We start from the raw sequence: 24,217 nt of genomic DNA, 5'->3' as shown, positions 1-24,217 counted from the left end.
ATCAGGCGCAGGGCGCGCGCACCGCGCGCCGCCAGGCGGCGGCTCCGGCTGCCCGCCCTGCCGCGCCGGCACGTCCTGCCGCCAAGCCGATGCCGCAGATGAAGGTGATCGGCACCGGCGGCGCTGCCCCCGCATCCGCACCGGCGGAGGACGGTTGGGAGGAATTCTGAGGCGATCTTACAGCGGGCCGTTACGGCCTCGCTGGGCCTCCGGCCGCTGACCTTCGCGCTCAGCTACGAGGCAGCGGCCACCGGCGGCGGTTGAATTTCGAAATCATCGAGCGATTTCTCTTCGGCAGCGACGGCTGCGACCGATGCCGAACCCGGCTCGGCACATCACATCCCACCTTCCTATAACGGCGGCCTGCGGGCCGCCGTTACCGCATATTGCCGACTATTTCCTTACGTAAACAACGCTTACTATTATAGGACCATACGACAGGATTAATACTTGCTTGACCCATAAGAAGTATTGTCATCGGCACAGTAGATACCGGAGCAGCGTTGCATGAGTTTCCTCGGTTCGTTCTCGATTGCCGCCCGATTGAAGTCGGTCGTGGCACTGGTTGGCGCCACCTTCATCGTCATGGGATCCCTGACGTGGATGCAGGGCGAGCGTATCAACAGCAAGATGCTCGAATCGGAACGCATCCGGTCGGATGCCGCGATCATCTCGGAGATGCGGCTGCGCAACATCGAGCTCGTTCTGGCGGCGATGGACAGCATCATCGACCGCGAAGACGGGGTGATCGCACCGGAGCGGATGGCGATCATCAACGACGCATTCGACAGCCTTCGCCAGAATGCCACCTCGGCGGAACACCTCGCTATGGCGCTCGGCCATCGCGAGGTGGTCGCGACCTTTTTGCAGGATGTGGACGCGCTGGCCGAAGCGGTTCAGAACCAGTTGCCGGATCTGATCCTGCGTCGCGCCTCCGTCGACGACTTCGCCGCCATCGATGATGCCATCGACGGCGCCGGCGAGCGTGTCGCCACGGCACTGCAGATCTTGAGCGAGGGTGCATCCGAGGAACTGAGAAACCAGCTCGCCAGCGTTGCCGAGGGCACCAACCGCTCGAAATGGATCCAGTTCATCACGATCGCATGCGGCCTCGGCTTGCTGGCGCCGTTCATCCTACTGATCAGCAGTTCCATTACACGCGCCATCGGTGTCTTGCGTGACGACATGGTGATGCTCGCCAACGGCAAGCTCGACATCGTGGTGCCGTTCAAGGACCGCAAGGACGAGATCGGTTCCATGGCCCAGGCCGTCGAGCGCTTCCGCCAGGCAGCGCTCAAGCAGGAGCAGTTGGAGGCCGAAGCCGAGCAGATGCGCCGGGAGCAGGAGCGGGAGCGGGAGCGCCAGACGGCCGAGGCCCAGGCCAAGGCCGACGAACTCGGGTCTTTCGTCGCCATGATCCGCGACGGTTTCGAGCGCCTTTCCGACGGCGATCTGACGGTGCGCCTCACCCGGCCCGTGGCCGCGGCCTACGAGGAAGTTCGGACCCGATTCAACGCTTCGGTGGAGAAGCTGGAGACGACCTTCGGCACGGTGATCGGCTCGATCGGCTCGATCCGCTCCGGCCTCGACGAAATCAACACGGCCACCGGCGATCTTGCACAGCGCACCGAGCAGCAGGCGGCAAGCCTCGAAGAAACGACCGCCGCCCTCAGCGAGGTGACGCGCGGCGTCAACGAGACGGCCAAGAGCGCCAGCGAGGCTCAGACCTCGGCCGAACTGGCGCAACGCAACGCGGAAAAGAGCGGCGGGATCGTCAATCAAGCGGTCGAGGCGATGACCGAGATCGAAAAGAGCTCCGAGGAAATCGGCAAGATCATCGGCGTCATCGACGAAATCGCCTTCCAGACCAACCTCTTGGCCTTGAACGCCGGAGTCGAGGCGGCGCGGGCCGGCGAGGCCGGCAAGGGCTTCGCCGTCGTCGCCCAGGAGGTGCGCGCGCTGGCGCAGCGTTCGGCGGAAGCCGCCAAGGAGATCAAGGAGCTGATCTCCAAGTCCGGAGAGCAGGTCGGCCGGGGCGTGGAACTGGTCACGGCTTCGGGCAAGAGCCTGGAGGAGATCGTGTCCGAGGTCGCCGCCATGTCCGGCGTCGTCTCACGGATCGCCAAGAGCGCCCGCGAGCAGGCCGTGAGCCTGAAGGAAGTCTCGTCGGCGGCCGACCAGATGGACAAGGTCACCCAGCAGAACGCGGCGATGGTGGAGGAGACCACGGCCGCCGCCCAGTCGCTGGCCGCCGAGACCGACAACCTCGCCCGCCTGATCGCGCAGTTCAAGACGGCGACGACGGCCGGTCACCAGGCCCAGGGCACGCGAACGGCAACTCGCCGGGCGGCAGTCGCAACGCCGCGTCCGGCTGCTCCAGCGAAAACCGCCACCAAGCCGGTTGCGCAGATGAAGACCACCGGCACCGGCGGTGCCGCTGCCAAGCCGGTCGCGCAGGAGGACGGCTGGGAGGAATTCTAGATCGACCGGCACGGTTCGCCGCACAATCGCGGATCGCGTTCCGCACGCGCATCAGCCTCCCCGCCGGCAAAAGCCGACACCTGCGGGGAGGCGCCGAACTGGAGCGTTCGTCCGGACGGATCGAAAGGCACGGCGTGATGCGAAACGGCTTGCCGGCACGGCGCCCGTTTCTAGAGTTCCCGCGTCTCGCTCCCCTTGCGGCGCACCCGCACGACCACGTCGACATTGACGATCTCCATCCCGTCCGGCGCGACCGGCAGGTCGTTCAGTCGAACCATGCCGTTGGGGATATCGATGATCTCGTTGTCGCCTTCGACGAAGAAATGGTGATGGTCGGAGGTGTTGGTGTCGAAATAGGTGCGCTGCCCCTCCGCCGAGATCGGCCGGACCAGACCGGCCTGGGTGAATTGGTGCAGCGTGTTGTAGACCGTCGCCAGCGAGACGGACTCGCCGGCCCGATGAGCTTCGTCATGCAGCTCTTCGGCCGACAGATGCCGATCGCCGGCGCTGAAGATGAGGTTGCAGAGCGCCACACGTTGGCGCGTGGGGCGCAGGCCGCTCGAACGCAAGCGTTCAAACGCGCAAAAACTCGGGCGTCCCGTTCGTGTGTCCATCGTCTTGAGCCATCGTCCTTTCGAAAGACCGCCGTTCAGCGACGGCAACCCAACAGCCTATTGCCCTTATATAACCTGTCCGGCCATCAAGAACAAATCAGCCGTCCTATCGCCCTCCCGCCGCTAGCGGACAGGCCGCCAGCAAGGTGCCGAGCGCGGCGCCCGATCCGTCGAGCGGAATCGTATAGCGGCCGAGCGGCGTGGCGATCTCGACCTGCCGCCCGCGCCGCAGGGCCGGCAGGACGGTCTGGCGGTCGTGGGCGTCCAGCCGGTGCACCAGGACGTCGCCGTCCGGCCCGGACACCGCCTTTGAGGGTAGAATGAAGGCCGTGTCGTCGACGGTGGCCACCACCGTATAGGCCAACCCCTGCTGCAACGACCAATCGTCCACCGAAAACACCAGCCGCAAGGCACCGTCGGCGCAATCGGCCGAAATACCGACATATCGACCGGCGTCGACGAAACCGGCGCTTCGTCCGGAGCCGCCGAGATTGGCCCAATCCGCGGCGGCCGACGACAGGCCGCCCGCCATGAGAGCGATTGCGATCACGATCCGCATTATCGTTGTCATCACACTTGTCCTCGCGCCTTGGCAAACACATCTGCCGGCAGACGGCCATCGAGCGCCGTCGCGATGCAGCCTGCCGATCGATCCTGTTGAAAGACGTGCGTCAGATGGCATCAAACCGAGAGAAGGCCAACAAGCGGATTTTGCCGTGGGGCTTTGGCGTGCTATGGGCTCGCCGTTTGGTTAATAAAGGCGCTGCGGGGGAAGCAGAAGGGCATCATGGCGACACGCAAGACGCGATTCGAATATGACGATTTGCTGGCCTGTGCGCGCGGGCTGCTGTTCGGACCGGGCAATGCTCAGCTGCCGTCGCCGCCCATGCTGATGTTCGACCGCATCACCGAGGTCAGCGAGACCGGTGGCGAATTCGGCAAGGGCACGATCCGCGCGGAGTTCGACGTGCATCCCGATCTGTGGTTTTTCGGCTGCCATTTCGAGGGCGACCCGGTGATGCCGGGATGTCTGGGCCTCGATGCGCTCTGGCAACTGACCGGCTTCTTCCTGGGTTGGCTCGGTGAGCCGGGCCGTGGCCGGGCACTCGGCGTCGGCGAGGTCAAGTTCTCCGGTCAGGTGACGCCTCTGGTCAAGCTCGTCGAGTATGGCGTCGAGTTCAAGCGGGTGATGCGCTCGCGGCTGAAGCTCGGCATCGCCGAGGGCTGGGTGAAGGCCGACGGCGAGGTGATCTACCGGGCAAAAGACCTGCGCGTCGGCCTGTTCCAGGACGAAGACGTGCCGGCGGCAGCGGCTCAGCCGGCTTGAGGCATTCGATGCGCCGCAGGGAATGGATTGCTCCAGTTTGGAGGGACGGACGATGAAGCGTGTCGTCGTGACCGGAATGGGTATCGTGTCGTCGATCGGCAACGACCTCGACGAAGTCACGGCCTCTCTCAGGGAGGCCCGCTCCGGGATCAGCTTCGCACCCGAATATGCCGAGCTCGGCTTCCGGTCCCATGTTCACGGCAAGCCGACGCTCGACCCGACCACGATTCTGGACCGTCGGGCGCTGCGCTTCCACGGCGGCGGGACCGCGTGGAATCACGTCGCCATGAACGAGGCGATCAAGACGGCGGGGCTCGGCCCCGAGCTGATCTCCAACGAGCGCACCGGCATCATCATGGGCTCGGGCGGCGCATCCACGCAGTCGATCGTGGCGGCGGCCGACACGACCCGCGAGAAGGGGCCGAAGCGTGTCGGTCCGACCGTCGTGCCCAAGGCGATGTCGTCCACCGCCTCCGCGACGCTCGCCACCTGGTTCAAGATCAAGGGCGTCAACTATTCGATCTCGTCGGCCTGCTCGACTTCGAGCCATTGCATCGGCAATGCCTACGAGACCATCCAGATGGGCAAGCAGGACATCATCTTCGCCGGCGGCTGCGAGGATACGCACTGGACGCTGTCGGTGCTGTTCGATGCCATGGGCGCCTTGTCGGCCGACTTCAACGAGACGCCGTCGCGTGCCTCGCGCGCCTACGACAAGGATCGCGACGGTTTCGTCATCGCCGGCGGCGCGGGCGTCCTCGTTCTCGAAGAATACGAGCACGCGCGGGCCCGGGGCGCCGACATCGTCGCAGAGCTCGTCGGCTATGGCGCGACCTCGGACGGCGTCGACATGGTCGCGCCTTCCGGCGAGGGTGCGGTGCGCTGCATGAACATGGCGTTGCGCGACCTCGACGGACCGATCGACTACATCAATCCACACGCCACCTCGACGACCATCGGCGACCGGATCGAAATCCAGGCGGTCCGCGAGGTGTTCGGGTCCGAAATCCCGCCGATTTCGGCGACCAAGTCGCTGACCGGACACTCCCAGGGCGCCACGGGAGCGCACGAGGCGATCTATTCGCTGCTGATGCTGCGCAACAATTTCATCGCCGAGAGCGCGCACATCGACGAACTCGATCCCGAATTCGCCGACATACCCATTCTGCGCCAGCGGGCCGACGACGTGCGCCTCAATCGCGTGCTGTCCAACTCCTTCGGCTTTGGCGGCACCAACGCGTCACTCGTGTTTCAGCGGGTCGAGGACTGAACGAGGGGATCATGAGTGACCTGATGAAGGGTAAGCGCGGCCTGGTGATGGGCGTGGCCAACCACAATTCCATCGCCTGGGGCGCGGCAAAGGCGCTCGCCTCCCAGGGCGCTGAAGTCGCGCTCACCTATCAGGGCGAGGCGTTCGGTCGTCGCGTCAAGCCATTGGCCGAGGAGCTAGGCACCGGCCTGACGATCCCCTGTGACGTCGAGGACATCGCGTCCGTCGACGCGGTCTTCGAGACCCTGAAGAAACGCTGGGGCACCATCGACTTCCTCGTGCATGCCATCGCCTTTTCCGACAAGAGCGAGCTCAAGGGCCTCTACGCCGATACCACGCGGGAAAACTTCTCGCGCACCATGCTGATTTCCTGCTTCTCCTTCACCGAGATCGCCCGCCGCGCGGTCGACATCATGGAGAACGGCGGCTCGCTGGTGACCCTCACCTATGGCGGCTCGACGCACGTCATGCCGAACTACAATGTCATGGGCGTCGCAAAGGCGGCGCTGGAGGCGTCGGTCCGCTATCTCGCAGCCGATTTCGGTCCGCGCAACATCCGCGTCAACGCGGTCTCGGCCGGCCCGGTGCGCACGCTGGCCGGGGCCGGGGTTTCGGACGCGCGCCTGATGTTCAACTACCAGCGCCGCAATGCGCCCATGCGTCGCAACGTGACCATCCAGGAGGTCGGCGGCGCAGTGCTCTACCTCTTGTCGGATCTGGCGAACGGCGTCACCGGCGAAATTCACTTCGTCGATTCGGGCTACAACATCATGTCGATGCCGGCGCTCGACGAGCTCAAGGCGCAGGAGCGTCGCGCGGTGTTCGTCGAGGGTGAGGAGATCGACGAGGTCGAGGGCAAGTAACGGTCCGCGTCGGCAGCCGAGCAGCAGAGGCCTTCCTTTGCGACTCTACCGAACCATGTTCAGTGCCTCGGCCGCGGGAACGGCCTGGGACACGAGGAATCCTTGTCCGAGCGGGCAGCCGAGGCTTTCAAGAAGCCGCCGCTGATCTTCCGTTTCGATACCTTCCGCCGTCACCGTCATCTTCAGCGCCTTGGCCATCGCGATGATCATCCGCAGGACCTGCCGCTGCCGGGGCGCGGCCGCCCCCGGCTGAACCAGGCTGCGGTCGATCTTCAGGTTGCTGAAGGAACACGACGTCAGCAAGGCCAGATTGGAATAGCCCGCGCCGAAGTCGTCGAGCGCCAGTTGCACTCCGGCCGTGCGCAGCAGATCCAGCATTCGTTGCGCGTTGTCGATATGCAGCGTCGGCGCCGTTTCGGTCACCTCGATCTGGAGGCGGCTTGGCTGGAAGCCGGCCCGCTCGGCGATATCGACAAGCTTCGGCACCCACTGCGCACCGGCCCGCTCCAGTTGCGAGGGACTGATGTTGAAGGACAAAAGAACGTCGTCGGGCCATAGGCGGGCGTCACGACAGGCGCGGTCGAGCAGTTGTTCGGACAGGGTCTCGGCCAGACCGCAATGCTCGGCCGCCGGAAAGAAGATCGCCGGAGAAACCGATTGTCCGTCCGGCTTGCGCCAGCGCGCCAGGGCCTCGAACGCGCGAATGCGAAAGGTCCTGATCTCGAAGATCGGCTGATAGCACAGGCCGATCTCCTTGCGCTCGACCGCCCGCTCCAGCTGCCGCCGGCATTCCGCCGGCGGTTCATCCAGGACCGGCTGCAAGCAATCGCAGGTCGGCGGCTCTTTGCCGACGGGCTTCGTTTCGACCTGTTCGGTCGGGTGACTGCGCATGATACCCCCCATAGCCATGAAGGTCGCCCAGTCCTGCGCCATCGCACTACCGCGAGGCAGGCATTCAGGGTTGCTCATAACCTTCCTCCATTGCCTGATGGTCCAAGTCCGATGGTCGTTTCCTTGGACAACACTCCGGCCAATTCCGGAATTGCCGACCTGCCGGCGAGGATCCTTTTCCCAGTAAAGCTATGGTTCGACATTCGAGCGGTTCGTGTTTCATGAACGAAGCTCAGTTGCCATCGCCCTCCCCAGGGCGCCACAGCACGACGAGTCCAAGGCCGCAGACAAGGCGATAATTTAGCCAGGAGACAAAAAGTTTCTGTAGACTTAGATTTATAGTTAACAAAAAATTACTTTGGTTGACGCAAAGTCACGTCCGTATTTTCGAGATTGAATTCTTCTGCCCGAATAACCGAGTTGTTTAGGGTAGAAAAACCCGGCGGATTTCGGAGGCGACCCGCATTGGGCGTTCCAGGGCCGGCAAATGGCCGCACTCGGCCAGGACGGACAGCTCGGAATCGGGGATCGCCGAAGCCATCCGGCGCGCTTCCGATGGATCGGAAAACACGTCCTTCTCTCCCCACAGGAGCAGCGTCCGACAGGCGATCCGTTCGAGATCCGCCGTTCGGTCGGGCCGCGTCGCCAGGGCGGCGCTCTGGTTCAAGAAAACCTCGGGCGAAACCGAGCGGGCCATCGCGCGGAAGGCATCCGCGGCGGCCTCGCCGCGTTTTTCCGATTCGAACACGATGGTCCGTGCCATGGTCTCCAGCAGGTCGTCGAGCCGACCCTGGTCGACCGCCCGGCGCCGTTCCTCGTAGACCTGTGAACCGGCTGGAGCTGACGCTCCCGCGCCCATCACCAGCAGTCCCGACACGCGCTCGGGCGCCGCAAGAGCGACCTCGCGCGCCACGTGGCCGCCGAAGGACGTGCCGGCCAGGATGAAAGGCTTGGACGGCGTCGCTTTCAGCACGGCATCGACGCACTCCGCCATAGTCGGTGCGGACGGAACCACGACTTGGCAGTCGAAGCCGCCGCGCAGCAGCTCGATCAGCTCCGTGTAGAGCCGTTCGTCACAGGCCAGGGCTGGGATCAGGACCATCTGCATGGCCCCGATATTTACGGAGCCAAGGCCGGGCGGCAAGGGTCAGCGGAACCAGGAGAAGGGCGGAAACAAAAACGAGGCAGGAGCGCGTAGCCCCTGCCCCGTTCAATCGGGATCGATGAGATGGCCGCTCAGGCGGCCGACTCTTCCTTGTCCTTCTTGACCTCCTCGCCGGTCTCCTGATCGACGACCTTCATCGACAGGCGGACCTTGCCGCGCTCGTCGAAGCCCATCAGCTTGACGAAGACCTTGTCGCCTTCCTTGACCACGTCGGTGGTCTTGGCGACGCGCTCGGAGGCGAGCTGCGAAATGTGGACGAGGCCGTCACGCGAACCGAAGAAGTTGACGAACGCGCCGAACTCCATGGTCTTGACCACGGTACCCTCGTAGATCTCGCCCACTTCCGGCTCGGCCACGATCGAGTGGATCCACTTCTTCGCCGCCTCGATCTCCTTGCCCGAGGCGGAGGCGATCTTCACCGTGCCGTCGTCCTCGATGTTGATCTTGGCGCCCGTCTTTTCGACGATCTCGCGGATCACCTTGCCGCCGGAGCCGATCACGTCGCGGATCTTGTCGACGGGGACCATCATCACTTCGATGCGCGGTGCGAACTCGCCGAGTTCGGCGCGGCTTTCCGACAGCGCCTTGGACATCTCGCCGAGGATGTGCAGACGGCCGCCCTTGGCCTGGTCGAGGGCGACCTTCATGATCTCCTCGGTGATGCCCTGGATCTTGATGTCCATCTGCAGCGAGGTCACGCCTTCCGACGTGCCGGCCACCTTGAAGTCCATGTCGCCGAGATGATCCTCGTCGCCGAGAATGTCGGAGAGCACCGCGAAGCGCTCGTCTTCCTTGATCAGCCCCATGGCGATGCCCGCCACCGGACGGCCCAGCGGAACGCCCGCATCCATCAGCGCCAGCGAGGTGCCGCAGACGGTCGCCATCGAGGACGAGCCGTTCGACTCGGTGATCTCGGAGACCGCGCGCAACGTATAGGGGAACTGCTCCTTGGCCGGCAGCATCGGATGGATGGCGCGCCAGGCGAGTTTGCCGTGACCGATCTCGCGGCGACCCGGCGAGCCCATGCGGCCCGTCTCACCGACCGAGAACGGCGGGAAGTTGTAGTGCAGAAGGAAGGTTTCCTTGTAGGTGCCGGTCAGCGCGTCGACGAACTGCTCGTCCTCGCCGGTGCCGAGCGTGGCCACCACCATCGCCTGGGTTTCGCCGCGGGTGAACAGCGCCGAGCCATGGGTGCGCGGCAGGATGCCGACCTCGGCGACGATCGGGCGAACCGTCTTCAGGTCGCGGCCGTCGATCCGGCTGCCGGTGTCGAGGATGTTCCAGCGGACGATCTTGGCCTGCAGGTGCTTGAACACCGTGCCGACCTGCTCCTTGGACCACTTGGTCTCCTCGGCGCCCTCCGGCAGGAAGTGGCCCGTCACCTTGGCCTTGACCGCGTCGACGGAGGCATAGCGCTGCTGCTTGTCGGTGATCTTGTAGGCGTCGCGCAGCTCGCCCTCGACCAGGCCGAGCATTTCGCTCTCGAGTGCCGAAAGGTCGTCGAGCGTGTGCTCGCGCGGCTCCTTGGCGGTGTGCTCGGCAAGCTTGATGACCGCGTCGATGACCGGCTGGAAGCCCTTATGGCCGAACATCACGGCGCCGAGCATGATGTCCTCGGGCAGCTCCTGCGCTTCCGACTCCACCATCAGCACCGCTTCATCGGTGCCGGCGACGACGAGGTCGAGCTTCGATTCCGCCATCTCGTCGACATGCGGATTGAGCTTGTACTCGCCGTTGATGTAGCCGACGCGGGCGCCGCCGATCGGGCCCATGAAGGGCACGCCGGACAAGGTCAGAGCGGCGGAGGCCGCCACCATCGCGAGCACGTCCGGATTGTTCTCCAGATCATGCTGCAGCACGGTGATGATCACCTGGGTGTCGTTCTTGTAGCCTTCGGCGAAGAGCGGACGGATCGGCCGGTCGATCAGGCGCGAGATCAGCGTCTCGGACTCCGACGGACGGCCCTCGCGCTTGAAATAGCCGCCGGGGATCTTGCCGGCTGCAAACGCCTTTTCCTGATAGTTGACGGTCAGCGGAAAGAAGTCGAAGCCGGGCTTCGGCTGCTTTTCCGACACGACGGTCGCCAGCACCGTGGTCTCGCCGTAGCTGGCCAGCACTGCGCCGTCGGCCTGGCGGGCCACCTTGCCCGTCTCCAACGTCAGCTTGCGGCCGGCCCAGTCGATTTCCACTTTGTGAGAATTGAACATATCGTTGCCTCATCATGGCCCGTCGGCGACATCGCCTGACGGGACGTTTCGGGTCGACCCAACCGCGCCATGGGCAAGACAACCGGATGCTTCGGGCTCTGTGCTCCGAGAGACCGATCGGACGATGATGTCCCATCGAAAATCCCGCGGACGGGAAGCATCCGGCAATCCTGCCCCATGACCGTTCGGGTCGTATTGGGCGGGGGATCCGGCCGGTTCGAACCGCCTCCCCCATCTACACTGCGGCAGCAGGCGCGATCCGGCCGATCAGCCTCCGCGCCATTGCCTCGTTTCCTGCATGATCCGCCCGAAAAGTCCGCGACTTCGCGGGTTCATGCTTCATGTTTTGACACGATCCGGTCCGGATGCCGGACAAATTTTCGAGATCGTGCGGCGTGTCCGGCAACATGAACCCCGCCGGACCGATCGGTATCGGCCTTCATAGCCGAAAGCGGCCCGGCGAGGACGCAAGCCTTCGCCGGGCCGGGGTGATCTAGCGGCGCAGTCCGAGACGGCCGATGAGATCGGTATAGCGCGGCTGTTCCTTGGCCTTCAGATAGTCCAGGAGGCGGCGGCGCTGCGAAACGAGCTTCAGAAGACCCCGACGAGAATGGTTGTCCTTCTTGTGAGTCTTGAAGTGCTCGGTCAGATTGGCGATGCGCTCGGTCAGGATGGCGACCTGGACCTCGGGCGAACCGGTGTCGCCTTCCTTGGTCGCATATTCCTTGAGCAGCTCGGCCTTACGCTCGGGCGTGATCGACATCGCACGGTCCCTTTCTTGTCTTGGGAGGGTTCGGGTCGCCCACAGCCGGGATGTCGTCCAGCCAGGGCCATCATACGGCGCGGCAGGCTCGCTGCGGCGCTCGGCCGCCATATAGGCGAAAACGCAACCGATTACCAGCCACTTCGCAGGCTCTGAGAATCACCGCAACCCCAGCGCTTGCCGGGATCGCGGCGCATGGTGCCCTAGATCCAGCGCCGCCTGCGGAAATAGGCCAGCAGGCCGATGCCGATCGCCGCCATCACCGCGAGCGCGATCGGATAGCCGTAGCGCGACTGGGTGAGCGGCATGTTCCAGTCGGACATGTCGGGATTGAAGTTCATGCCCCAGAGCCCCGCCAGAAAGCCGAGCGGAATGAAGATCGCCGAGATCACCGTCAGCAGATTGACGACTTCGTTGGTGCGCGCCGCCGACAGCGTCATGTGCAGGTCGATCAGACCCGACACCGTGTCGCGATAGGTGTCGTTGAGGTCGATGAGCTGATCCGCATGATCCCGGATATCGGCGAAATAGACCTTGGTGTCGTCGCGCAGCCAGCGCCGGTCGAGGCGCAGCAGGACGCCGATGGCATCGCGCGTCGGCCTGAGCCAGCGCTTCAGCCCGAGCATATCCCGCCGCATGGCGTGCAATTCCGGCACCTGGATCGCGTCGACGTCCTCGAATATCTCGTCCTCCACCGCCTCGATCCGCGCTCCGTGTCTATCCACAACGGAGAAATAGGCGTCGACCACGGCATCGATCAGCGCATAGGCGAGATAGTCGGCGTTGCCGGCATGAAGCCGCGGCGCGCCCCTGGCGATGCGCTCGCGCACCGGCTGAAAGCTGTCGCCCGGCCGTTCCTGGAAGGTTAGGACGAAGCCGTCGCCGAAGAACAGCGAGAGCTGTTCACCCTGCCCGTCGCCGTCCAGCATCCGCACGACGACATAGGCGTGGTCGTCATAGGCATCGCATTTCGGCCGCTGGTCGGTGTTGACCACGTCTTCCATCGCCAGGACATGGAGACCGAAGGCCTCGCCGATCCGCCGGATCGTTGCCACGTCGGCCAGTCCGGCGCAGTCGAGCCAAAACAGCGGCCAGTCGCCCCGCCGCGAGAGCGCCTCGCCGAGCGATACGTCGACGAGCATTTCGCAGCGCCCGCTGCCGAGGCCGGCGACCGAAAGACGCGTGCGATGCGCCTCGGGATCGGCGACGAGTTGGCCGGGCGCCGATCCGACCGGAGACCGCTTGGCCTTCGATCGCTTTTCGTGACGCCCGCGAGCCCCTACGGCCGCCCCGCCGGCCTCGTCGTCGAAGTGTCGCTTATGACGAGAGCCGGCCGTCGCGCGATGCCTGGTCTCTACCGGCTCCGGGTCGCTCATCCGGCCCCGCCGAAGACGCGCTTGGGCTTGAACGAACCCTGCTCGATCGCCCCCAGAGCCACCAGCCGACCGCCTTCCGTCGCCATCGCCTCCTCGCAGAAGGCCGGCGCGTCGCGGCCGCGCAGCAGCACCGGATTGCCCTGGCGTACGCGGCCGGCCTGCTCACCCGTCAGAGTGACCTCGTAGAGGTCGTCGAGCGCAGCCACCGGGTCGAGCAGATATTCGTCGAGAGGCGCGAAATCGACGACGCGCGCCCTCGCGCCCGCTTCCGCGGCTTCCGCATCCAGCGCTTCGCGGCCTTCGTCGGCGGCCGTCTCCAGTTCGTCGAGCGGCACCATCTCGTCTTCCTCGAAGCCGGCGACGGACAGTCGCCGGAGGTCGATGACATGGCCGAAGCAGCCGAGATCGCGACCGAGATCGCGCGCCAGCGCCCGCACATAGGTGCCCTTGCCGCACTCCGCCTCGAACACGGCGGTGTCGGCCTCCGGGCATTCCAGCAGGTCGAGCTGATGAACCACGACGGTGCGCGCGGCGATCTCCACCGCCTCGCCGCCGCGCGCCAGGTCGTAGGCGCGCTCGCCGGCGATCTTGACGGCCGAGAACTGCGGCGGCACCTGTTCGATCTCGCCGACATAGGCCGTCAGCGCCGCGCGGATATCGTCTTCGGCCGGGCGATTGTCCGAGGTCCGGATCGCTTCGCCCTCGGTATCGTCGGTGGTGGTCTCCACGCCCCAGCGCACCGTGAAGCGATAGACCTTACGGCCGTCCATGACGAAGGGCACCGTCTTGGTGGCATCGCCCAGGGCGATCGGCAGCATGCCGGAGGCCAGCGGATCGAGCGTGCCGGCGTGGCCGGCTTTCTGGGCGAAATAGAGCCGCTTGATCTTCGCGACGGCATCGGTGGACCCGAGCCCCTTGGGCTTGTCCAGCACGACCCAGCCCGAAATCGGACGTCCCTTCGGCTTCTTGCCGCGGCGCGCCATCACTCTTCTCCTTCTGCGTCGTCGGCGTCGTCATGATCGAGGTCGCGCGCCACCTCGGGCGAGCGCAACAGCGCCTCGATCCTGGCAAAATTGTCGAACGACTCGTCTTCCCGGAAGCGGAGCTCCGGCATCGACTTCATCTGCTTCAGCGCCGGCGTGAGGCGCCCGCGGATGAAGCGGGCGTGGCGGTTCAGCGCCGTGACGTAGGGCTCGACGTCGGTCTGTCCGAGCACCGTGACATAGGCGGTTGCGATTTTGAGATCGGGTGACATCCGCACTTCCGAAACCGTCACCAATGCGCCCTCGAGAGCCGGATCGGCAATGTCCTGGCGCTGCAGCAGTCCGGCGAGCGCATGGCGCACCGTCTCACCGACGGCCAGTTGGCGTTGCGACGGACCTTTCCGTTCACGTCCCGTCATTGCGAAGCCTGTCTCCTATTCGTCACGGTCTCTGGCCTAAACTTGGAACACGACTGTTTCCGGTAAGCCCGGTGAATTAGCGTCGTCGTCTCCGAACTATCGATTCGCTTCATCCAGCCGCCTCAAGGTCATGCTCAAATTCAATTTTCGTAGCGTCGCAGCGCTCTGCGTTGCGACCGCCGCTCTTTTCGTCGCTCCACCGTCTCAGGCTGGGGATCGCACCCTGTTCGGCGACTTCGGCGTCGTCGGCAAGAATGCCGACCGCTGGGAAGCCCGTTTGGGGATCGCCTCATACGACACCGGCGTCTTCTCGCACAAGGCGTTCGACGGCGTGGTCGTCAACGGCGAAATTCTCGCCCCATCGCCCGACTTCCTGTACGGGCTCGGATCGCCCCGTCCCTATGTCGGCTTCGACGCCGCGATCGCCGACGATCCGGTCCACTTCTTCTACACCGGACTGAACTGGGAGACCTACTTCACCGACCGGCTCTATCTCTCCAACAGCCTCGGCGGCGCCATCCACACGGCCGACAAGCTGGAACACCCCGACGGCGACTACAAGGCGCTCGGCTGTCGCGCCTTGTTCCATCTCGGCATTGGCGTCGGCTACGACCTGACCCGCGACGTCACCGCCCAGCTCTATGCCGACCACTTCTCCAACGCCGATTTGTGCGACAAGAACAATGGAGCGGAATCCGCCGGCATCAGGGTCGGCTATCGGTTCTGACGATTCGCGGCGGTCTCGGTCCGCTCAAACACGAAACGGCCGAAGCGACGCTCCCGTCCTTGCGGATCATCTCGCAACAAACCGGTGGGCGAAATGCCTCAGCGACCGTGCGTGCAGACATCGGGACGCCGTCAGGCACCGGCCCGCCGGCCGCCCTCAACCGCATCGATAAACTGCCCGGCACTCATTCTCGCTCCCAGCGCTCGCTTGGGAAGGATCACGGCCTGCATGTCGTTGACCCACAGAAGGATGTGATTGCGCCGATCGTCGACTTTGGTGATCGAGCCATCATTCAACTGGGTCTCGATGCCGCCACCTTCGATGCGCACCGAGGTCTCGGTCAACTCAAGCGTCACGTCGGCGTCGCCAAGCCGCTGTCGCCGGAAGGCCCGCTTGACGTAGAGCCAGTAGAGCGACGGTGCGGAGAAGGCGAGCGCCGCCCCGGCGGAGAGCGTGATCACGATCCATAGGCCCGCAGATTGGTCGACGACGACGATCGCGGCGATCAGCAACGCCAGATCGGCAACCCCAAGCCCATACCAGAGCCAACGCGACGGCTGCCCGAAATGCCGACGCAATCCGCGCGCGTTGATCAGCGCGGCATAGTCCTCCACCGTCAGCCGATAGGTAAAGCGCATCGTGCGCTCTCCATCCGAGCCGACGGCGGTTGACACGGCGACCCCGGCCGAATTTTCGGCCGGCGCCGGCTACAGCGTCCGCGCGACGTGCTCGACCCGGAAGGCTTCGATGACGTCGCCCTCGCGGATGTCCTCGTAGTTGGCGAACGCCATGCCGCACTCCTGACCGCCCGGCACTTCGGCGACTTCGTCCTTGAAGCGCTTCAGCGTCTTCAGCGTGCCCTCGTGGATCACAACGTGGTCGCGAATCAGGCGCACGCCCGCTCCACGCTCCACCTTGCCCTCGGTGACGCGGCAGCCTGCGACCTTGCCGACCTTGGTGATGTTGAACACCTCGAGGATCTCGGCATTGCCGAGGAAGGTCTCGCGCCGCTCCGGCGAGAGCAGGCCCGACATCGCCGCCTTCACGTCATCCACGAGGTTGTAGATGATGTTGTAGTAGCGGATCTCGATGCCTTCGCGTTCGGCCGCGTCGCGCGCCTGCTTGTTGGCGCGGACGTTGAAGCCGATGATCGCCGCGTTCGAGGCGGCGGCCAGCGACACGTCGGACTCGGTGATGGCACCGGCGCCCGAATGGACGACGTTGGCGCGCACCTCGTCGGTGCCGAGCTTGTCCAGAGCGCCCTGAATGGCCTCGACGGAGCCCTGCACATCGCCCTTGATCAGCAACGGGAACTCTTTCAGCCCCGTATCCTGAAGCTGCGACATCATCTGCTCCAGCGAGCCGCGCTGACCGGCCGACTTGGCGACGGCCTTCTCGCGCGCCAGACGCTGGCGATATTCCGCGATCTCGCGAGCCCGGCCTTCGTTCTCGACCACGGCAAAGCGGTCGCCGGCCTGCGGCGTTCCTTGCAGGCCGAGCACCTCGACCGGCGTCGCCGGCCCGGCGTCCTTCATCTGCTCGCCGCGATCGTTGACCAGGGCGCGCACGCGGCCCCACTCGTCGCCGGCCACGATGATGTCGCCCTGCTTGAGCGTACCGGCCTGAACGAGCACGGTGGCGACCGGACCCCGGCCGCGATCGAGTTGAGCCTCGATGACGACACCTTCGGCGGTCCGTTCGGGATCAGCCTTGAGTTCCAGCACCTCGGCCTGCAGCAGGATGGCCTCCAGCAGCCTGTCGAGATTGGTGCCTTTCAGCGCGGAGACCTCGACGTCCAGCACCTCGCCGCCCATCGACTCCACGAAGACCTCGTGCTGCAGCAGCTCGGTGCGGACCTTCTGCGGATTGGCCGAAGGCTTGTCGACCTTGTTGATCGCCACGATGATCGGCACACCCGCCGCCTTGGCGTGATTGATCGACTCGATCGTCTGCGGCATGACGCTGTCGTCGGCAGCCACCACCAGGATCGCGATGTCGGTCGCCTGGGCGCCACGGGCGCGCATCGCCGTGAAGGCGGCGTGGCCGGGCGTGTCGATGAAGGTGATCTTCTGACCGTTCTGCTCGACCTGGTAGGCGCCGATATGCTGGGTGATGCCGCCGGCTTCGCCGGAGACGACGTTGGCATGGCGGATCGCATCGAGCAGCGACGTCTTGCCGTGGTCGACATGCCCCATGATGGTGACGACCGGAGGCCGCGACATCATCTTTTCCGGGTTGTCGGCCACGTTGAAGATGCCCTCCTCCACGTCGGAGGCAGCGACACGCTTGACGGTATGGCCGAATTCGCCGGCGATGAGCTCGGCCAGATCCGCATCGATGATGTCGCCCGGCTTCATCATCTGGCCCTGCTGCATCAGGAACTTGATGACGTCGACGGCGCGCTCCGACATGCGGCCCGCGAGTTCTTGAATGGTAATGGTTTCAGGCAGAATCACTTCGCGAGAAATCTTCTCTCTGGGCTGGCTCTGCTGCGAGCGTTTGAATTTTTCCTGACGACGCCGGATCGACGACAGCGAGCGGCTGCGCCCGCCTTCTTCCGACGTCAGCGCCTTGTCGAGCGTCAACTTGCCGCGACGACGGTCGTCGTCGCCGGTGCGCGTCCGGGTAGGCTTTGGCGTTTCGACCCGCGGCGCGCCACGACGCGCGCCCGCCGGACCACGACTGGCGCGACCGGCCGCCTCTTCTTCGTCGGCTTCCACGCGCCGGCCGCGCGGCGCGGCGCGGACCGCGGAGCGAGCGGCGGCGTCTTCGGCCGGAGGAGCATCCTGTCGACGCGTCGACTCATCTTCCGCCTTGCGGCGCGCGGCGGCTTCCGCCTCGAGGCGCGCAGACTCTTCCGCCTGACGACGCTCGCTTTCCTCACGCTCGCGGATACGGCGCTCTTCGTCGGCGATGCGACGGGCCTCGGCCTCCTGGAACAGACGACGGTCTTCCGCCTCACGCTGCTTGGCAAGCTCCAGCGCACGCCGGCGCGCATCCATTTCACGCGACGACAGATCACTGAGCACGGCACCGCGCGGCGTCCGTCCGGAAGACGACCCGGACCGGCGATCGTCGCGCCCACCCGAGCGCTGCGACGGACCGCCCTGGCGGCCGGGCTGTTGTCCCGGCCGGCCCGACTGACCGGATGCGCCACCACGATTGGTGGAGGATCCCCGGTTGTCGGCGCCAGCGGCCGGCGCAGGCCGGCTGCTGGCCTGCGGCGCGGGAGCCGACGGCTTCGGCGTCTCCACCCGGGCTTCTGCCTTCGGAGCGGGAGCCGGAGCCGGCTCAGGGGCCTTGGCGACCGGCGCCACGGGCTCTTCCTTCGGCGCAGCAGGAGCCGGTTCAGGAGCCTTGGCCTCGACAGAAGGTGCAACGGGAGCGGGCTCGGCCGGCTTCTCACTCACCGGCTGGGACGGAGCGGCCGGCGGCGAAGCCGTGGGCTGCGCCGGCTGCGGCGCGGGCCGCGCTTCGGCGCTCACCGGGGCGGCCGGCGTCGGGGCCGGGCGTGGGGCCGGCGGCGTCGGCTGAGGCGCGCGCGGCGCCGCAGCCGCCGGAGCGGCCTCCTTCGGCTCTTCCGGCCGGCTGATCCGACGCTTCTTGGTTTCAACGACGACGTTCTTCGTCCGACCGTGCGAGAAGTTCTGCCGCACGGTGGACTGCTCGACCCCACCACGCTTCAAAGTCAGCGTCTTCTTCGTGCTCACGCTCAGCGTCTTGTCGTCGCCGGATTTCGTATCACTCATTCCGCTTCCGCTTCCTGCGCGGGACGTCGCCCGCACCCACCAGTCTCGTCGGCGGGGCGTTCACCCCGATAATTCGAGAGCGCTTCCAGGCGCCTCAGAAGAGCAGCGCCTGCATCGCCGGCAAGGACCGCTGCATGTATCACATTATCTCCGCCCAAGGCCAAACCCATTTCGTCCGAGGTTAACACCCGGAACGCTGGGATCGCCCCGCCGGAGGAGGCTGCCGCCCGGCGGGCCGCCTCCATCTTTCGTATGCCGTCCGGCGCCGCATCGCTCGCATGGAGCACAGCGCGCGCCTTGCCCGACCGGATAGCCGCGTCGACCTTGGCCGCGCCGGTCACCAGTTGACCGGCCTTGCGGGCCAGCCCCAGAGATCCCGCGACACCGCGGCGAAGCAGATCATCGACCTCGGCCCCCAGCGTCGGACTTGCCTTGACCTCGGCCTTCAGCGCTCGCCCGAAAAGCTTGCGCTTGACGGCGAGATCGACCGCCTCTCGGCGGGCTTCCACATGGGCGCCACGGCCCGGCAGCCGGCGCTTCAGGTCAGGCACCACGGCCCCGTCCGGCCCGGCCACGAACCGGATCAGGGCCTCCGCAGGATAACGCTCACGCGAGACGATGCACATCCGCCCGTTCAAGCCGTCAACCTCTTCCGGCTCCTGAGCCATCGGCCCACCGCCCAATCAGACGGCCTCCGCCTCCTCTGCCTGTTCCTCGGTCTCCGGCTCCGCCAGATCCTCCTCAGTGATCCAGCCCGCCTTGAGGCGCGCCTGAATGATCATCGCCTCGGCATCGGCCCGGCTCAGCTCGAACGGCGACAATGTGCCGGCATACCGCTTGACTTCGCCGTCCTTGCGCTCGCTCCAGCCGACCAGATCGTCGACGGCGCAGCCCGCGAAATCCTCGATCGACTTGATGTCGTCCTCGCCAAGGGCCACCAGCATGGCAGTGGTCAGGCCATCGATCTCGCGCAGTTCGTCGGCCACGCCCAGGTCCTGGCGCTTGGCGTCGAGCTCGGCCTCGAGACGATCCAGATAAGCCTTCGCACGGCTCTGGATCTCCTCGCCCATCTCCTCGTCGAAGCCCTCGATCGAGGCGACCTCGTCGGCATCGACATACGCCACCTCCTCGACAGTCGCAAACCCTTCGGAGGCGAGCACCTGCCCGACCATCTCGTCGACGTTGAGCGCTTCCATGAACAGTTCGGAGCGTTCGACGAATTCTTTCTGGCGCCGCTCCGACTCTTCCTGCTCGGTCAGAATGTCGATGTCCCAGCCGGTCAGCTGCGAGGCGAGGCGCACGTTCTGGCCGCGCCGGCCGATGGCCAGAGACAATTGGTCATCGGGAACGACGACTTCAATGCGCTCGGCGTCCTCGTCGAGCACCACCTTCGAGACCTCGGCCGGCTGCAACGCGTTGACCAGGAAGGAGGCCGCGTCCGGCGACCAGGGAATGATGTCGATCTTCTCGCCCTGAAGTTCTCCGACGACGGCTTGCACACGCGAGCCACGCATGCCGACACAGGCGCCGACCGGATCGACGGAGGAATCACGCGAGACCACGGCGATCTTGGCGCGCGAACCGGGATCGCGGGCCACCGACTTGATCTCGATGATGCCGTCGTAGATCTCCGGCACTTCCATGGTGAAGAGCTTCGCCATGAACTGCGGATGGGTGCGCGACAGGAAGATCTGCGGACCGCGCTGCTCGCGCCGCACGTCATAGACATAGGCGCGCACGCGGTCGCCATAGCGGAACAGTTCGCGCGGGATCTGCTCGTCGCGGCGGATGATGCCCTCGCCACGACCCAGATCGACGATGACGTTGCCGTATTCGACACGTTTGACCGTGCCGTTGACGATCTCGCCGACGCGATCGCGGAATTCCTCGTACTGGCGGTCGCGCTCGGCCTCGCGCACCTTCTGCACGATCACCTGCTTGGCCGACTGCGCGGCGATGCGGCCAAAATCCATCGGCGGCAGCTGCTCGGCGATGAAATCGCCGGGCTCGGCGTCGGGATTCTTGTCGCGCGCCAGATCCAGATAGATCTGCGTGGCCGGATCCTCGACGTCCTCGACCACTTCGAGCAGCCGCTGCAGCTTGATCTCGCCGGTCTTGGAATTGATGTCGACCCGGATGTTCGTCTCCTGGCCGTAGCGCGAGCGCGCCGCCTTCTGGATCGCGTCGGCCATGGCCGCCACGACGATCTCGCGGTCAATCGACTTTTCCCGCGCGACGGCATCTGCGATCTGCAGAAGCTCGAGCCGGTTCGCACTGACTGCCATACGTCATCTCCTCATCGGGCCTCGAAGCGGCAGACGCTCGTATCCGGCCCTGATCTTCCGTTTTGTCGCGAAGACGCGCCCGCTCCGATCGGCGAGCGACGGATGTCCTGCGACAACGCTAGTGCAACGATCCGCCCATGGCCGGATCGTCGAGATTGCGCCCCTTGCGCGCTGCCTTCTCCGCCTTCAGCGCGGCCTCGACCAATTCGTCCGTCAGGACGAGGCGGGCCTCGCCGATCGCTTCGAAGGGAATGTCCACCACGGTCTCCTCGCCATAGGCGGGTCGATCCCGTTCCAGTCGGATCGTCTGGCCTTCGACCGCCACCACCTTGCCGCGGAAACGCTTGCGGCCGTTGAGCAGCCGATTGGTCTCGAGCTTCAAAAGATGCCCGGCCCACGCCTCGAAATCGGATCGCCGCACCAGCGGCCGATCGATACCGGGGGACGAGACCTCGAGGTGGTAGGCGCCGTCGATCGGGTCTTCGACGTCGAGCACCGGCGAAATGCCGCGGCTTGCCGCCTCGCAGTCCTCGATCGACATCGTGCCGTCCGGCCGCTCGGCCATGATCTGGAGCGTCCGGCCGTTCATCTGCGACAGCCGGACCCGGACCAGCCGGTAGCCCAGTTGCCGCAGCGCCGGCGCCACGATCTCGGCGACCCGGCCCGCCAGGCCATCTTCAACGATGATGCGTTGATCCTCGCCCGTCACGTTTTCTCGTCCGTTGGGTTTCTGACGCTCGATGCACTGTCATTTGCGTCCCACGATGCGAGCCAAGCTTCCGTCAGTCGCGCCGACCGGCACTTTGCCAAGCCCAAGTAACAAAAAAGAGCGGGACCGGGTGGACCCACTCTCTCGATTGCATCGTAGAGAACTTGGTTTCTATATACGCCGGTTCTTCGTCCGCTTCAACCCAGCTGTCGACGGATCGCTCAGTCGTTGCCATGGACACGGCGCCGAAACGTCAGATAGGCCGGGACACGGCCCTCGCGCAGCGCCTTGGCTTCATATCGTGTGCCGGGCCATCCGGAATAGGGTTCGCGCCAATCCGACGGGCGCCGCGCCGTCCAGGCGAAATCGGGGTGGTCGCGGCAGTGAAGAAGGGTCCAGTCGACGTAGCCGTCGATGTCGGAGGCGAACCGGAAAAGCCCGCCCGGCTTCAGCACCCGCGCCAACCGGTCGAGATTGGCCCGGCCGACGAAGCGGCGCTTCCAGTGGCGGCGTTTTGGCCAGGGGTCGGGATAGAGGAGATCGACCCGCTCCAGACAGGCGTCCGGCAGCCGATCCAGAAGCAGCGTGACGTCGTCATGAAACAGCCGCAGATTGGCGAGCGGCCTCTCTTCGACCGCCGCCAGCATCTTGCCCATGCCGTTGACGAACGGTTCGGCACCGATGAAACCGATATGCGGCTGGCGCGAGGCTTCGGCGAAGAGGTGCTCGCCACCGCCGAAGCCGATTTCCAGGCGGACGGACTCGACCGAAGCCGAAAACAGCGCCTTCGGGCTTGCGAGTTCCGGCGCGTCGAGGTCGATACGATAGCGCGGCAGCAGCGTCTCGAAGAGCCCGGCCTGATGCGGGCGGAGTTTCGGCCCTTTGCGGCGCCCGAAAAAAGCTTCGCGCGCTCTGGTGGGATGAGGCATGTCCCGCTCGCTCGTTGCGCCCTTCGAGACGGACGCGGCGCGCTGGCCGCCTCCGTCCGTCCCGGGCCGGGGGCCGGTCCGGGCGCGGCCGTCGCCGCGCGGCCTTGATCGTCAGTCCGGAACGATCCGGTGCTTCAGGCCGAAACCGCGGCCTTGATCTCGCGCGTCAGATCCGTGCGCTCCCAGGAGAACGAACCGTCGCGGCCCGCCTTGCGGCCGAAATGGCCGTAGGCCGAGGTCTTGGCGTAGATCGGCCGGGTCAGTTGCAGATGCTCGCGAATGCCGCGCGGCGTCAGGTCCATGACCTCGCGCAGAGCCTTCTCCAGCTTGTCCTCGGCAACGGTGCCGGTGCCGTGCAGGTCGACATAGATCGACAGCGGTTCAGCGACGCCGATGGCATAGGACAGCTGGATCGTGCAGCGCTCGGCGAGCTTCGCGGCGACGACGTTCTTGGCCAGGTAGCGCGCCGCATAGGCGGCCGAGCGGTCCACCTTGGTCGGGTCCTTGCCCGAGAAGGCGCCACCGCCGTGCGGCGCCGCGCCACCATAGGTGTCGACGATGATCTTGCGCCCCGTGAGACCGGCATCGCCGTCGGGGCCGCCGATCACGAACTTGCCGGTCGGATTGACGTGCCAGACGCAGGTGTCGGCGATCTTGAGATCGGCCAGCACTTCGCGGATGAACGGCTCGACGATGCGGCGCACGTCCTCCGACGTCAATTCGGCATCGACATGCTGCGTCGACAGGACCAGCGAAACGACCTCGGCCGGCTTGCCGTCCTCGTAGCGGATGGTCACCTGGCTCTTGGCGTCGGGACCGAGCTTTGCGGCTTCGCCCTCGCCGTCCTTGCGCGCCTTGGCCAGGCGCTCCAGGATCTTGTGGGCGTAATAGATCGGCGCCGGCATCAGCTCCGGGGTCTCGCGGCAGGCGTAGCCGAACATGATGCCCTGGTCGCCGGCGCCCTCGTCCTTGTTGCCCGCCGCATCGACGCCGCGCGCGATGTCGGCCGACTGGGCGTGCAGCAGGACGTCGATCTTGGCGGTCTTCCAGTGGAAGCCATCCTGCTCGTAGCCGATCGACTTCACCGCGCGCCGCGCCGCAGCCTTGACCTTCGAGCGGATCTTCTTCTCGTCGATCGAGCACCGCACCTCGCCCGCGATGACGATGCGATTGGTCGTCGCCAAGGTCTCGCAGGCGACCCGGACGAGCGCGGGATCCATCCCCGACGTCTTCGCTTCGCGGTAGAAAAGATCGACGACTTCGTCCGAAATCCGGTCGCAGACCTTGTCGGGATGTCCTTCGGAAACGCTCTCGCTGGTGAAAAGGTAGTCGCTGCGCGTCATAAACTCACTCGCTATCAAACCAGGGCGCGAACCGGGCGATCCGGACACCGCCCTTGAAGGACTGAAGCTTCGATGTCTGTGACGCTATGATGGAAAGACGTCACCAAGGCCTTAAA

21 protein-coding genes are annotated in these 24,217 nt (G+C 65.5%); 5 read left to right on the top strand and 16 right to left on the bottom strand.

Annotation, left to right across the window (positions count from 1 at the left end):
- Positions 1-507 precede the first annotated feature (507 nt).
- A complete protein-coding gene (locus SMD10_RS19425) occupies positions 508-2,481 on the top strand; it encodes a methyl-accepting chemotaxis protein (protein WP_331687390.1) in 1,974 nt (657 codons plus the stop codon).
- A 170-nt stretch (positions 2,482-2,651) separates the two neighbouring features.
- Here SMD10_RS19425 and irrA read toward each other — a convergent pair whose 3' ends face one another.
- Positions 2,652-3,095 (bottom strand): iron response transcriptional regulator IrrA, encoded by a 444-nt coding sequence (gene irrA / locus SMD10_RS19420; protein WP_331687389.1) that lies wholly within the window; start codon positions 3,093-3,095, stop codon positions 2,652-2,654.
- 106 nt (positions 3,096-3,201) lie between these two features.
- Positions 3,202-3,666: a hypothetical protein gene (locus SMD10_RS19415; protein WP_331687388.1), complete on the bottom strand. Its 465-nt coding sequence runs from the start codon at positions 3,664-3,666 to the stop codon at positions 3,202-3,204.
- A gap of 216 nt (positions 3,667-3,882) precedes the next feature.
- Between SMD10_RS19415 and fabA the strand changes: the two genes are divergently transcribed.
- From fabA to fabI, 3 genes are read left to right on the top strand one after another with little or no spacing between them, the layout of a single operon-like run.
- Positions 3,883-4,422 carry a 3-hydroxyacyl-[acyl-carrier-protein] dehydratase FabA gene (fabA, locus tag SMD10_RS19410; RefSeq protein WP_331687387.1) on the top strand — a complete coding sequence of 180 codons (540 nt, stop codon included), beginning with the start codon at positions 3,883-3,885 and terminating at the stop codon, positions 4,420-4,422.
- A gap of 52 nt (positions 4,423-4,474) precedes the next feature.
- On the top strand, positions 4,475-5,692 hold the full coding sequence (fabB, locus tag SMD10_RS19405) for a beta-ketoacyl-ACP synthase I (RefSeq protein ID WP_331687386.1): 1,218 nt from the start codon (positions 4,475-4,477) through the stop codon (positions 5,690-5,692).
- A gap of 11 nt (positions 5,693-5,703) precedes the next feature.
- On the top strand, positions 5,704-6,555 hold the full coding sequence (fabI, locus tag SMD10_RS19400) for an enoyl-ACP reductase FabI (RefSeq protein ID WP_331687385.1): 852 nt from the start codon (positions 5,704-5,706) through the stop codon (positions 6,553-6,555).
- Positions 6,556-6,600: 45 nt separating this feature from the next.
- Here the strand turns inward: fabI and SMD10_RS19395 are convergent, their stop codons facing one another.
- The 7 genes from SMD10_RS19395 to rbfA form a co-directional block, all read right to left on the bottom strand.
- Positions 6,601-7,524 (bottom strand): EAL domain-containing protein, encoded by a 924-nt coding sequence (locus SMD10_RS19395; protein ID WP_331687384.1) that lies wholly within the window; start codon positions 7,522-7,524, stop codon positions 6,601-6,603.
- Between the two features lie 346 nt (positions 7,525-7,870).
- Positions 7,871-8,548, bottom strand: coding sequence for an alpha/beta fold hydrolase (locus tag SMD10_RS19390; RefSeq protein ID WP_331687383.1), 678 nt, complete (start codon positions 8,546-8,548; stop codon positions 7,871-7,873).
- Positions 8,549-8,682: 134 nt separating this feature from the next.
- The gene (pnp, locus tag SMD10_RS19385; RefSeq protein ID WP_331687382.1) at positions 8,683-10,818 is read right to left on the bottom strand and encodes a polyribonucleotide nucleotidyltransferase; all 2,136 of its coding nucleotides are present in this window, start codon (positions 10,816-10,818) and stop codon (positions 8,683-8,685) included.
- Between the two features lie 493 nt (positions 10,819-11,311).
- Positions 11,312-11,692 carry a 30S ribosomal protein S15 gene (gene rpsO, locus SMD10_RS19380; protein WP_331687381.1) on the bottom strand — a complete coding sequence of 127 codons (381 nt, stop codon included), beginning with the start codon at positions 11,690-11,692 and terminating at the stop codon, positions 11,312-11,314.
- Between the two features lie 92 nt (positions 11,693-11,784).
- Positions 11,785-12,957: a magnesium/cobalt transporter CorA gene (corA, locus tag SMD10_RS19375; RefSeq protein WP_331687380.1), complete on the bottom strand. Its 1,173-nt coding sequence runs from the start codon at positions 12,955-12,957 to the stop codon at positions 11,785-11,787.
- Positions 12,954-13,940 carry a tRNA pseudouridine(55) synthase TruB gene (gene truB / locus SMD10_RS19370; protein WP_331687379.1) on the bottom strand — a complete coding sequence of 329 codons (987 nt, stop codon included), beginning with the start codon at positions 13,938-13,940 and terminating at the stop codon, positions 12,954-12,956. The genes corA and truB overlap by 4 nt, the downstream gene beginning before the upstream one ends.
- Positions 13,940-14,359, bottom strand: a complete 420-nt coding sequence (rbfA, locus tag SMD10_RS19365) for a 30S ribosome-binding factor RbfA (protein WP_331687378.1) — start codon at positions 14,357-14,359, stop codon at positions 13,940-13,942. Before rbfA ends, truB begins: the two co-directional genes overlap by 1 nt.
- Positions 14,360-14,489: 130 nt before the next feature.
- Between rbfA and SMD10_RS19360 the strand changes: the two genes are divergently transcribed.
- Positions 14,490-15,086 (top strand): acyloxyacyl hydrolase, encoded by a 597-nt coding sequence (locus tag SMD10_RS19360; protein WP_331687377.1) that lies wholly within the window; start codon positions 14,490-14,492, stop codon positions 15,084-15,086.
- 131 nt (positions 15,087-15,217) lie between these two features.
- Here SMD10_RS19360 and SMD10_RS19355 read toward each other — a convergent pair whose 3' ends face one another.
- The 7 genes from SMD10_RS19355 to metK form a co-directional block, all read right to left on the bottom strand.
- Positions 15,218-15,724, bottom strand: a complete 507-nt coding sequence (locus tag SMD10_RS19355; RefSeq protein WP_331687376.1) for a YcxB family protein — start codon at positions 15,722-15,724, stop codon at positions 15,218-15,220.
- 69 nt (positions 15,725-15,793) lie between these two features.
- Positions 15,794-18,835, bottom strand: coding sequence for a translation initiation factor IF-2 (gene infB / locus SMD10_RS19350; protein ID WP_331687375.1), 3,042 nt, complete (start codon positions 18,833-18,835; stop codon positions 15,794-15,796).
- A complete protein-coding gene (locus SMD10_RS19345) occupies positions 18,832-19,503 on the bottom strand; it encodes an RNA-binding protein (protein WP_331687374.1) in 672 nt (223 codons plus the stop codon). Before SMD10_RS19345 ends, infB begins: the two co-directional genes overlap by 4 nt.
- 15 nt (positions 19,504-19,518) lie before the next feature.
- Positions 19,519-21,120, bottom strand: a complete 1,602-nt coding sequence (nusA, locus tag SMD10_RS19340) for a transcription termination factor NusA (RefSeq protein ID WP_331687373.1) — start codon at positions 21,118-21,120, stop codon at positions 19,519-19,521.
- Between the two features lie 118 nt (positions 21,121-21,238).
- Complete coding sequence (gene rimP, locus SMD10_RS19335) at positions 21,239-21,829, bottom strand: ribosome maturation factor RimP (RefSeq protein WP_331687372.1); 591 nt, start codon at positions 21,827-21,829, stop codon at positions 21,239-21,241.
- A 221-nt stretch (positions 21,830-22,050) separates the two neighbouring features.
- A complete protein-coding gene (gene trmB, locus SMD10_RS19330) occupies positions 22,051-22,758 on the bottom strand; it encodes a tRNA (guanine(46)-N(7))-methyltransferase TrmB (RefSeq protein ID WP_331687371.1) in 708 nt (235 codons plus the stop codon).
- Positions 22,759-22,892: 134 nt separating this feature from the next.
- Positions 22,893-24,101, bottom strand: coding sequence for a methionine adenosyltransferase (metK, locus tag SMD10_RS19325; protein ID WP_331687370.1), 1,209 nt, complete (start codon positions 24,099-24,101; stop codon positions 22,893-22,895).
- Between the last annotated feature and the right edge of the window lie 116 nt (positions 24,102-24,217).

Origin of the sequence: Consotaella aegiceratis (assembly GCF_036541425.1) — a bacterium.
Classification (GTDB): domain Bacteria; phylum Pseudomonadota; class Alphaproteobacteria; order Rhizobiales; family Rhizobiaceae; genus Consotaella; species Consotaella aegiceratis.
Note: the sequence above shows the minus strand (reverse complement) of the source record. Positions and strands in the feature narration are given on the sequence as shown.